Here is a 10,671-nt window from a genome sequence, read left to right as displayed (position 1 = left end):
CGCGCAGGAAGGTGTTCCAGTCGGTGCCGGCGCCGGTCCGGACGTCGAGGGGGGCGGGGCGGGCGAAGGTCGTCGCGACGCCCTGCGCGCCGTCGAGGACGCCGTCGGCGGCCGCCGCTCCGCCGAGGCCGAGCGCGACCGCGTCGCCGAGCAGGCGGGGGAGCTGTCCCGCGCGCTGGAGACCGCGCACGCCGAGCTGGCGGGTCTGCGCGCCAAGGTCACCGACGCCGAGATGACCGCGCAGAACCTGCAGCACGCCGTCGTCGCGGCGGGCAAGGAGGCCGACGAGTCCCGGCGCCGCGCCGAGGTCGCCGAGCGCCGCGCGCAGGAGAACGAGCGCCGCGCGCAGGAGGCCGAACGCCGCGTGCAGGACGCCGAGCGCCGGGTGCAGGACGCCGAGCGCCGCGCCCAGGAGGCGGCCGGACGTGCCGACGCCGCCGAGAGCGAGCGCCAGCAGGCGCTCGACACGGCCGCCCAGTCGCTGGAGGCCGCCAAGAAGGCCGAGCGGGAGCGCGACGGCAACGCCAAGGCGCGCGAGGCGGCGGAGCGTGCCCGGGAGGGGGCCGTCCAGGCGCAGGCGCGTGCCGAGTCCGAGCTCACCCTGGCCCGCGGCCGCGCCGACCAGGCCGGGCGCGAGCGCGACCAGACGGTCGCGGCGATGCGGCAGCTGGCCGCCGAGCGCGACGCCGTCGCCGAGAAGCTCGCCGAACGCGACCAGTGGGTCGACCAGCTGGCGCAGGCCGTGACGGAGCAACGCGCCCAGATCGCCGAGCTCTCCCAGGAACGCGACGCCGCCCGCCAGGCCGCCGACCAGGCCCGCTCCCTGATCGACGAACTGACCCGCCAGCTCCGCACCATCATGCCCACAGCCGCCACCCCCCGCCTGTAGGGGGCGGCGGCACGGCCACAACCGCGCAGCCCCACCACCCGACGGCACCCCCGGCACGACGGCCGCACACCTGCTGCCGCAGCGGCCGCGCCACCGGATGAGGCGATCGCGCCTACGAGTGTGACGAGGCGCGACGGGACGGGGTTGCCGTCGGACGCGACGGCCGCGCGTACGGTTGGGATGGGGCGCCTCTTGATGGGGTGCCTCTGGACGCGACGGCCGAGATTCGTCCGCTGCGGCGGCCCGCGCCAGCGGATGAGGTGATCGCGCCTACGAGTGTGGCGAGGCCCCAGCGGACGAGGGCCGCGTCCCTCCGCTGCGGTGGCTGCGCTTGGTCGTGATGGCGTACGGGTGTGATGGGGCGCCACTTGAGGGGGCGCCGCTGCCATCCGCCTGCTGCGGCGGGTGCGCCACTGGACGCGTCGACCGTTGGGGCGGGCGCGGTGACATCAGCCGGCGCCGCAACCACGCGACGACCGAAAGGTTGCGATCGCGTCCGAAGGCAGGTTCGAGCTTGCGAGAACCTGATCGCGCAGCGAGCCGCTAGGCGAGCCGGAGCGATGCCAGCGATCGCACGGGTTTCTCGACGATGGAGGGCCGCCAGGCCCGAAGGAGGAGAGAAGCGCAGTAAGAACCGCACGCGTTTCTCGACGATGGAGGCCCCCCGGGCCGAAGGAGGAGAGAAATGCAATAAGCTAGAACCCCGTGGACAGTGCGGTACCGTCCGCCTCGTAACGACCACGGGAGCGCCTTCTTGCCTTCGGCTACCACTGGTAGGTCACGTCCTACCAAGCATCTCTTCGTCACCGGCGGTGTCGCCTCAAGCCTCGGCAAGGGTCTGACGGCGTCCAGCCTCGGGCGGCTTCTCGCCCTCCGCGGCCTCCGGGTCACCATGCAGAAGCTCGACCCGTACCTCAACGTCGACCCCGGCACGATGAACCCGTTCCAGCACGGCGAGGTCTTCGTCACCGACGACGGCGCCGAGACCGACCTGGACATCGGGCACTACGAGCGGTTCCTCGACACCGAGCTGCACGGGTCGGCGAACGTCACCACCGGCCAGGTGTACTCGAACGTGATCGCCAAGGAGCGGCGCGGGGAGTATCTCGGCGACACCGTGCAGGTGATCCCGCACATCACCAACGAGATCAAGGACCGGATCCGGGGGATGGCCGACGACGGCGACGTCGACATCGTCATCACCGAGGTGGGCGGGACGGTCGGCGACATCGAGTCGCTGCCGTTCCTGGAGTCGGTGCGGCAGATCCGGCACGAGATCGGCCGGGAGAACTGCTTCTTCCTGCACGTGTCGCTGCTGCCGTACATCGGGCCGTCCGGCGAGCTGAAGACGAAGCCGACGCAGCACTCGGTCGCGGCGCTGCGGTCCATCGGCATCCAGCCCGACGCGATCGTGTGCCGGTCGGACCGGCCGATCACCGACGGGCTCAAGCACAAGATCAGCCTGATGTGCGACGTCGACCGCGAGGCCGTGGTGTCCGCGGTGGACGCCGCCAGCATCTACGACATCCCGAAGGTGCTGCACTCGGAGGGCCTGGACGCCTACGTGGTGCGCCGCCTGGACCTGCCGTTCCGCGACGTGGACTGGGGGGCGTGGGACGAGCTGCTGCGCCGCGTCCACAAGCCCGCCCGCGAGGTCACGATCGCGCTGGTCGGCAAGTACATCGACCTGCCCGACGCGTACCTGTCGGTGACCGAGGCGCTGCGGCACGGCGGGTTCGGCAACGACGCCAAGGTGCACATCCGCTGGGTGAAGAGCGACGACTGCGAGACGCCCGAGGGCGCCAAGCGGGAGCTGGACGGCGTCGACGGCGTCCTGGTCCCCGGCGGGTTCGGGGTCCGGGGCATCGAGGGCAAGCTCGGCGCCATCCGGCACGCGCGCGAGAACCGGGTTCCGCTGCTCGGCATCTGCCTCGGGCTGCAGTGCATGGTCATCGAGGCCGCGCGGAATCTCGGCGGGCTCGCCGACGCCGGCAGTTCCGAGTTCGACGCCACCACCGCGCATCCCGTCGTCGCCACCATGGCCGACCAGCTCGACGTCGTCGCGGGGGAGCGCGACATGGGCGGCACGATGCGGCTCGGCCTCTACCCGGCCGACCTGGCCGACGGGTCGGTCGTGCGGGAGCTGTACGGGGAGGCGAAGGTGTCCGAGCGGCACCGGCACCGCTACGAGGTCAACAACTCCTACCGGGAGCGGCTGGAGCAGGCGGGGCTAAGGTTCTCGGGCCTGTCGCCCGACGGCCGCCTGGTCGAGTACGTCGAGCTGCCCCGCGAGCAGCACCCGTTCTTCGTCGGTACCCAGGCGCACCCGGAGTTCCGGTCCCGTCCGACCCGCCCGCATCCGCTGTTCAGCGGCCTCGTGTCCGCCGCCCTCGGTTACGCCGAGGCGCGCGCGGACGGGGGCGCCTCGTGAGCGGCGGTGAGGAGCTGGGCCCGGGCGACGTCCGTGATCATCCCGACCGCTGGAAGGTCGTGGAGTCCTCCACGCCCTTCCGGGGGCGCGTCTTCAGCGTCCGCAGCGACCGGGTGGAGATGCCTCGCGGGGACGGCACCGAGGCCGTGACGCGGGACGTCATCGAGCACACCGGCTCGGTCGGCGTCATCGCGGTCGACGACCGCGACCGGGTGCTGCTGCTGCGGCAGTACCGGCACCCGGTGGCGCGGCAGTTGTGGGAGGCGCCCGCCGGGCTGCGGGACGTGGAGGGCGAGCCCCTGCACAAGCTCGCCGAGCGGGAGCTGCTGGAGGAGGCCGGATACCGCGCCGAGCGCTGGGACACCCTGATCGACGTGTTCCCGTCGCCCGGCATGGCCGACGAGCGCATCCGGATCTTCCTGGCGCGCGGTCTCACCGAGGTCCCGGCCGACGAGATCGACTTCGAGCGCGTCCACGAGGAGGCGGACATGCCGGTCGTGTGGGTGCCGCTGGAGGAGGCGGTCCGCAAGGTGTTCGCCGGTGAGCTGCACAACATGATCGCGTGCATGGGGATCCTCGCGGTGCGCGCCGCCCGCGACTCGGGTTTCGCGGACCTGCGCCCCGTCGACGCGCCGGAGGACTGAGCCGGATGAGGTCCCCCTCCGGTCGCCGGAGGGGGCATGATGGGCGAGTCCCCGGAGCCCACGGCCGGAAGAGGTGCCGCCCTGTCCCCGAGCCCGTCCTCCCGGAGCACCGCGCGGCGCCCCGAACGCGACGCCGGAGCGGGGTCCGCGCTCGACTCGGCCGTGCGCGCCTACCTGGGGCACCTGGCCGTCGAGCGCGGTCTCGCCGCCAACACGCTCAGCTCCTACCGCCGCGACCTGCGCCGCTACGCGCAGGTGCAGGCGGGGCGGGGGCGGGAGGCCGTCGGGGAGATCGCCGAGGAGGACGTCCGCGCGTTCCTGGTGGGGCTGCGCGAGGGCGACGGGGAGCATCCGCCGCTGTCGGCGGGTTCGGCGGCGCGGGCGCTCGTGGCGGTCCGGGGGCTGCACCGGTTCGCGCTGCGCGAGGGCCTCGCCGCCGGCGACCCCGCCCACGACGTCAAGCCGCCCACGCCGCCGCGCCGGCTGCCGAAGGCGATCTCGCTGGAGGACGTCGAACGCCTGCTGGCGGCGGCGGCCGGCCCGTCCGGCGACCCCGGAACGGCGCGCGGCCTGCGCGACCGGGCGCTGCTGGAGCTGCTCTACGGGTCGGGCGCGCGCATCTCCGAGGCCGTCGGCCTGGACGTCGACGACCTCGACCTGGGGGACGGGTTCGCCCGTGTGGCCGGCAAGGGCGGCAAGGCGCGGGTCGTGCCCATCGGCGACTACGCCCGCGAGGCCGTGGACGCCTATCTGGTGCGGGCGCGCCCCGAGCTGGCCGGGGCCGGGCGGGGCGGCCCGGCGCTGTTCCTGAACGCGCGCGGCGGGCGGCTGTCGCGGCAGGGCGCCTGGATGGTGCTGCGCGCCGCCGCCGACCGGGCGCAGCTGTCGGAGGTGTCCCCGCACACGCTGCGGCATTCGTTCGCCACGCACCTGCTGGACGGCGGGGCCGACGTCCGCGTCGTCCAGGAACTGCTGGGGCACGCCTCGGTGACCACCACGCAGGTCTACACTCTCGTCACCGTCCAGTTGCTGCGCGAGGTCTACGCGACCTCGCACCCGAGGGCGCGGAACTGACCCGCGCCGCGGGCGCATCGGACACGCACTATGGGACGAATCGGGCCATCCGGCACATCGACAAATCGCGACGTTCGTTGCGCGTCGGCTTGAGCGACGGGGTGGACGGCCCTAGAGTCCCCGTTCTGGATGGCATTTCCAGGCCGCCGGGGAGGGATCTGGTGACCAGCACTAACAGTGCGGATGGAGTCCTCTCCTCCGCCACCATAGAGACCGACCCGAGCCGAGCCCTCGGGCCCACTCAGCGACCCGTGCCGGTGTTCCCGGAGCCGGAGCCGCTCGCGGAGCACGGCCCGGCGCGGATCGTGGCCGTCTGCAACCAGAAGGGCGGCGTCGGCAAGACCACCACGACGATCAATCTGGGCGCCGCGCTCGCCGAGTACGGCCGCCGCGTCCTGCTCGTCGACTTCGACCCGCAGGGCGCCCTGTCGGTGGGCCTCGGCAAGGGCGACCCGCGCCAGCTCGAAGTGACGATCCACAACCTGCTGCTCGAACGCGACACCGAGTGGGAGGACGTCGTCATCGAGACCGGCGTCGACGGCATGGACCTGCTGCCGAGCAACATCGACCTGTCGGGCGCCGAGGTCCAGCTCGTCCACGAGGTCGGCCGCGAGTACATCCTGCAGGGCGCGCTGAAGTCGGCGGTCGACCACTACGACTACATCCTCATCGACTGCCAGCCTTCGCTCGGCCTGCTCACCGTGAACGCGCTGGCCGCCAGCGAGGGCGTGCTGATCCCGCTGGAGTGCGAGTACTTCGCGATGCGCGGCGTCGCGCTGCTGATGGAGACGATCGAGAAGGTGCAGGGCCGGATCAACCCGGGCCTGGTCATCGACGGCGTCCTCGGCACCATGTACGACTCGCGGACGCTGCACACCCGGGAGGTCCTCGGGCGCATCGTCGAGGCGTTCGGCGACAAGGTGTTCCACACCGTGATCAACCGTACGGTGCGGTTCCCCGACGCGACCGTCGCGGGGGAGCCGATCACTTTCTTCGACCCCAGTTCGATGGGCGCGAACGCCTACCGCAGCCTGGCCCGTGAGGTCCTCGTCCGGTGGGCGGAGTTCGAGTGAGGCCGCCCGGCCGCCGCTGACCCCGAGGGAGCGCACCATGGGGCACCCCCCGCCCGCGCCGTACGGCCCGCCGCCCGGCGCCCTCCCGCCGCCCTCGCCCGCCCGGGGGCGGGGCCCGCTGGTCATCGTGCTGGTCGCCGTGACCGCCGTGGTGCTGGTCGCGGTCTGCGGCCTCGGGGCCTATCTGGTCCTGCGTCAGGACGACGACTCCTCGGCCGCCGCCTCGTCCGGGCCGGTGGATCTGCGCGTGCCGCTGACGTTCAGGCTCCTGGCGAGCGTGTCCGCCCCGCCGTGCGCGGGCGGCGCCGTCACCGTCCCCGGCGCGTCCGAGTGCTACACGCTGAGCTCGGACGCTCTCGCGGTACGCCGGCTGGAGGAGGTCAGGGCCGTCCCGCCGGACCCCGCCCGCGGCAGCACCGGCTGGTCCGTGGCGATGACGCTGACCTCGGCGGACGCGCCGGGCTTCGCCGCGCTGACCCGCAAGGCCGCCGACGCCTTCGCCGCCCGGGCGCCCGGCGGTCGGATGGCGATGCTCGTCGGAGGGACGCTCGTGTCGGAGCCCGCGCAGGTCATGCAGGCCGTCACCGGAGGCCAGGTCGAGATCAACGGGCCCGCGGGCGGCTTCACCCGCGACGACGCCAGCGCCATCGTCCGGCGGCTGACCGGCGGATAGCGCCCGCCCCCGCCGCGTCACCGCCCGTGCTCGCCGAAGTGCGCGGGCACGCGCCGGGGCATGGGACGATGGGGCCGGTGAGCACAGCGCACGAGGAGCTCTCCGCTACCGTGAGCGACGTGGACGCGACGTCGCCCGAGCCGGGGCGCGAGACCGACGAGGAGCAGGGGTTCCGCGTCCGCCTGGACAACTTCGAGGGCCCCTTCGACCTGCTGCTCGGCCTGATCTCCAAGCACAAGCTCGACATCACCGAGGTGTCGCTGCACAAGGTCACCGACGACTTCATCGCCCACATCCGCTCGCACGGCGCGGAGTGGGACCTCGACCAGGCCAGCCACTTCCTGCTGGTCGCCGCGACCCTGCTGGACCTCAAGGCCGCCCGGCTGCTGCCGTCCGGCGAGGTCGACGACGAGGAGGACCTGGCGCTGCTGGAGGCCCGCGACCTGCTGTTCGCGCGGCTGCTGCAGTACCGGGCGTACAAGGAGGTCGCGCGGGTGATCGCGGCGCGCGTCGCCGACGCGAGCCGCCGGTTCCCGCGCCTGGTCCCGATGGAGCCGAAGTTCGCCAACCTCCTGCCGGAGGTGCTGCTCGGCCTCGGCCCGCAGGAGTTCGCGCGGCTCGCCGCCAAGGCGCTCGCCCCGAAGGCGCCGCCGTCGGTCTCGGTCGAGCACATGTACCAGCCGAAGGCCAGCGTCAAGGAGCAGGCCGCGATCGTCGTGGAGCTGCTCCGCCGGCTGCGCCGGACCACCTTCCGCGTCCTGGCGGCCGACGCCGAGGGCACCTACGAGGTCGTCGCCCGGTTCCTGGCCCTGCTGGAGCTGTACCGGGAGCAGGCGGTCACGTTCGAGCAGGACGAGCCCCTCGGCGAGCTCCACGTCACCTGGACCGGCACCGACGACGGCGACGTGGAGGTCGGCGACGACTACGAGGGCGCCCCGAAGAAGGATCCCGCGGAGGGCGCCGCCGGACCCGACGAGAAGAGCCGGAAGGACGAGAAAGACGATGAGTGAGGATTCCGGCGCGGACGCGCCGGAGCTTCCGGGGCTGCGCGCCTCGATCGAGGCGATCCTGCTCGTGGTGGACGAGCCGGTCACCGAGATGACGCTCGCGCAGCTGCTGGAGCGGCCCCGCGGCGAGGTCGCCGGGACGCTGCGGGAGCTGGCCGCGGAATACACCGAGCAGGGCCGGGGGTTCGATCTCAGGGAGGTCGCCGGCGGCTGGCGGTTCTACACCCGGGACGTCTGCGCCCCGGTGGTGGAGCGGTTCGTCACCGACGGCCAGCAGGCGCGGCTCACCCAGGCCGCCCTGGAGACGCTCGCCGTCGTCGCCTACCGGCAGCCGGTGAGCCGGGCCCGCGTGTCGGCGATCCGCGGCGTCAACAGCGACGGCGTCATGCGGACGCTGACCCTGCGCGGCCTGATCGAGGACGCCGGGCAGGACCCGGAGTCGCAGGCCCACCTCTACCGGACCACCGGGTACTTCCTGGAGCGGCTGGGGCTGCGCGACCTCGACGAGCTGCCCGAGCTCGCCCCCTACCTTCCCGATGACCTTCCAGACGAGATAGTTGAGGACGCGTGAGCGAGAACGAGGGCGTACGCCTGCAGAAGGTCCTGGCCGAGGCCGGGATCGGCAGCCGCCGCCACTGCGAGGAGCTGATCGGCGAGGGCCGCGTGACCGTCGACGGGAAGAAGGTGTTCCGGTTCGGCGAGCGCGTCGACCCCCGGCGCGCCGTCATCCACGTGGACGGCAAGCGGGTCGAGACCCGGTCCGAGATGCGCTACTACGCCATCAACAAGCCGCGCGGCGTGGTGTCGACCATGGCGGACGAGCGGGGCCGCAAGTCCCTGGCCGACTACGTGGAGGTGCCCGAGCGGCTGTTCCACGTGGGGCGGCTGGACACCGACACCGAGGGCCTGATCCTGCTCACCAACGACGGTGAGCTGTCGCACCGGCTGACCCACCCGTCCTACGGGGTGTTCAAGACCTACCTGGCGGAGATCCACGGCCCGATCCCGCGCGACCTCGGCAAGCGGCTCAAGGCCGGGGTCACCCTGGACGACGGCCCCGCCAAGGCCGACAAGTTCCGCGTGTTCGACCAGGTCGGCCGGCGCGTCCTGGTGGAGATCACCCTGCACGAGGGGCGCAAGCACATCGTCCGGCGGCTGCTGAAGGAGGTCGGCTTCCCGGTCCAGCAGCTCGCCCGCGTCGAGTTCGGTCCGATCAAGCTGGGCCAGCTGAAGCCGGGCGGGATGCGGGCGCTCACCGTCCAGGAGGTCGGCGAGCTGTACAAGGCCGTGGGCCTGTAGAGGCACCGGGACACGGCGAGGACACCGGACACGACGAGGGGATACGACTGTGACGGTACGCGCGGTCCGTGGCGCGACGCAGATCGACGCCGACGACCGGGACCAGATCCTGGAGGCGACGACCGAGCTCGTCTCCGAGGTGATGGCCCGCAACGAGCTCACCACCGACGACGTCATCAGCGTCATCTTCACGGTGACGCCGGACCTGACGGCCGAGTTCCCGGCGCTCGCGGCCCGCAAGCTCGGGTTCCACGAGGTGCCGCTGCTGTGCGCCACCGAGATCGGCGTCCCCGGCGCGCTGCCGCGGGTCATCCGGCTGATGGCGCACATCGCGACGGACCGTCCCCGCTCCGACGTCCAGCACGTGTACCTGCGCGGCGCCACGGCGCTCCGGCTGGACATCGCACAGTAGGGTTTCCGACGTGAGCGAGGACGTGGTGGCGCGGCGGATCGTCGTGGTCGGGACGGGCCTGATCGGGACGTCGATCGCCCTGGCGATGCGGGAGCGCGGCTCCGAGGTGCTGCTGACCGACCGGGACCCGGCGGCGCTGGCCCTGGCCGTGGAGCTGGGCGCGGGCGAGGCGCTGCCGGACGGCGCGCGGGAGGAGCCCGCCGACCTGGCGGTGCTCGCGGTGCCGCCGGCGGCGGTGGCGGTGACGCTGCTGGACGCGCAGAAGCGCGGCCTGGCGACCGCCTACACCGACGTGGCGAGCGTGAAGGCGCTGCCGCTGGCCCAGGCGGCCGAGCTCGGCTGCGATCTGACCACGTTCGTGGCGGGCCACCCCCTCGCCGGGAGCGAGCGGTCCGGGCCGAGCGCGGCGCGGCCCGACCTGTTCCTCGGGCGTCCGTGGGCGCTGTGCGCGACCCCGGAGGCGACGCCGGAGACGGTCGAGGTCGTGACCGGCCTGGCGCAGGCGTGCGGCGCCATGCCGGTGCAGGTGGACGCCGCCGAGCACGACCGGGCCGTCGCGCTGGTCTCGCACGCCCCGCACGTGGTGTCGGCCGCGGTCGCCGCCCGCCTGACCGGCGCCGACGACGTGGCGCTCGGCCTGTCCGGGCAGGGCGTGCGCGACGTGACCCGGATCGCGGCGAGCGATCCCCGGCTGTGGATCGGGATCCTGTCGGCCAACTCCGCGCCCGTCGCCGACGTGCTGGAGGCCGTCGCCACCGATCTCGCGGTGGCGGCGTCGCTGCTGCGCGACGGCAGCGAGGAGGCCGCGACGCACGTCGCCGACCTGCTGCTGCGCGGGAACGCGGGCCGGTCCCGCATCCCCGGCAAGCACGGCGGCGACCAGCCCGCCTACGCGACGGTCCAGGTGGTCATCCCCGACCGGCCGGGCGAGCTGGCGATGATCTTCCAGGCGGCGGGGATCGCGGGGGTCAACATCGAGGACGTGACCATCGAGCACTCCCCGGGCCGCCCGCTCGGCGTGCTGGAGCTGTCGGTGGTCCCGGAGGCGGCCGAGCGGCTGGCGGAGGAGCTGCGCGCCCGCGGCTGGTCGGTGCCCGGCTAGGCCGCAGTGGTGCCGGGAGGCCGGTAACCTGGGGCGCCGAAGACTTGCTCCGGGGGACTTCCGCACG

10 protein-coding genes and 1 pseudogene are annotated in these 10,671 nt (G+C 73.3%); all 11 read left to right on the top strand.

Annotated elements, in window-relative coordinates; translation table 11 throughout:
* Window positions 1–889 (top strand): annotated as a pseudogene (locus AB0K37_RS20780) (hypothetical protein); the annotation flags it as partial.
* Window positions 890–1,643: 754 nt separating this feature from the next.
* Window positions 1,644–3,320 (top strand): CTP synthase, encoded by a 1,677-nt coding sequence (locus tag AB0K37_RS20775; protein ID WP_363983443.1) that lies wholly within the window; start codon window positions 1,644–1,646, stop codon window positions 3,318–3,320.
* Window positions 3,317–3,964 carry an NUDIX hydrolase gene (locus AB0K37_RS20770; RefSeq protein ID WP_363983440.1) on the top strand — a complete coding sequence of 216 codons (648 nt, stop codon included), beginning with the start codon at window positions 3,317–3,319 and terminating at the stop codon, window positions 3,962–3,964. The genes AB0K37_RS20775 and AB0K37_RS20770 overlap by 4 nt, the downstream gene beginning before the upstream one ends.
* Before the next feature lie 39 nt (window positions 3,965–4,003).
* Window positions 4,004–5,038: a site-specific tyrosine recombinase XerD gene (locus AB0K37_RS20765; protein ID WP_363983437.1), complete on the top strand. Its 1,035-nt coding sequence runs from the start codon at window positions 4,004–4,006 to the stop codon at window positions 5,036–5,038.
* Window positions 5,039–5,244: 206 nt separating this feature from the next.
* Window positions 5,245–6,111, top strand: coding sequence for a ParA family protein (locus AB0K37_RS20760; protein WP_312879779.1), 867 nt, complete (start codon window positions 5,245–5,247; stop codon window positions 6,109–6,111).
* Window positions 6,112–6,148: 37 nt separating this feature from the next.
* Window positions 6,149–6,784 (top strand): hypothetical protein, encoded by a 636-nt coding sequence (locus tag AB0K37_RS20755; protein WP_363983434.1) that lies wholly within the window; start codon window positions 6,149–6,151, stop codon window positions 6,782–6,784.
* A gap of 119 nt (window positions 6,785–6,903) precedes the next feature.
* Window positions 6,904–7,794: a segregation/condensation protein A gene (locus AB0K37_RS20750; protein ID WP_363983446.1), complete on the top strand. Its 891-nt coding sequence runs from the start codon at window positions 6,904–6,906 to the stop codon at window positions 7,792–7,794.
* Window positions 7,787–8,362: an SMC-Scp complex subunit ScpB gene (gene scpB / locus AB0K37_RS20745; protein WP_363983431.1), complete on the top strand. Its 576-nt coding sequence runs from the start codon at window positions 7,787–7,789 to the stop codon at window positions 8,360–8,362. Before AB0K37_RS20750 ends, scpB begins: the two co-directional genes overlap by 8 nt.
* Entirely contained in the window at window positions 8,359–9,090 is a 732-nt protein-coding gene (locus tag AB0K37_RS20740) for a pseudouridine synthase (protein ID WP_363983428.1), read from the top strand. Before scpB ends, AB0K37_RS20740 begins: the two co-directional genes overlap by 4 nt.
* 49 nt (window positions 9,091–9,139) lie before the next feature.
* Complete coding sequence (gene aroH / locus AB0K37_RS20735) at window positions 9,140–9,502, top strand: chorismate mutase (RefSeq protein ID WP_185023695.1); 363 nt, start codon at window positions 9,140–9,142, stop codon at window positions 9,500–9,502.
* A 10-nt stretch (window positions 9,503–9,512) separates the two neighbouring features.
* Complete coding sequence (locus tag AB0K37_RS20730) at window positions 9,513–10,604, top strand: prephenate dehydrogenase (RefSeq protein ID WP_363983425.1); 1,092 nt, start codon at window positions 9,513–9,515, stop codon at window positions 10,602–10,604.
* Window positions 10,605–10,671: the final 67 nt, after the last annotated feature.

The organism is Actinomadura sp. NPDC049753 (assembly GCF_040674655.1).
GTDB classification, from domain to species: domain Bacteria; phylum Actinomycetota; class Actinomycetes; order Streptosporangiales; family Streptosporangiaceae; genus Spirillospora; species Spirillospora verrucosospora.
This window is presented reverse-complemented; position numbering and strand designations above follow the sequence as displayed.

What these genes read in the sequence shown, in the direction of transcription:
- AB0K37_RS20765 (WP_363983437.1), top strand. Translation starts at nt 4,004, where the DNA reads ATGGGCGAGTCCCCGGAGCCCACGGCCGGAAGAGGTGCCGCCCTGTCC.
- AB0K37_RS20755 (WP_363983434.1), top strand. Translation starts at nt 6,149, where the DNA reads ATGGGGCACCCCCCGCCCGCGCCGTACGGCCCGCCGCCCGGCGCCCTC.
- scpB (WP_363983431.1), top strand. Translation starts at nt 7,787, where the DNA reads ATGAGTGAGGATTCCGGCGCGGACGCGCCGGAGCTTCCGGGGCTGCGC.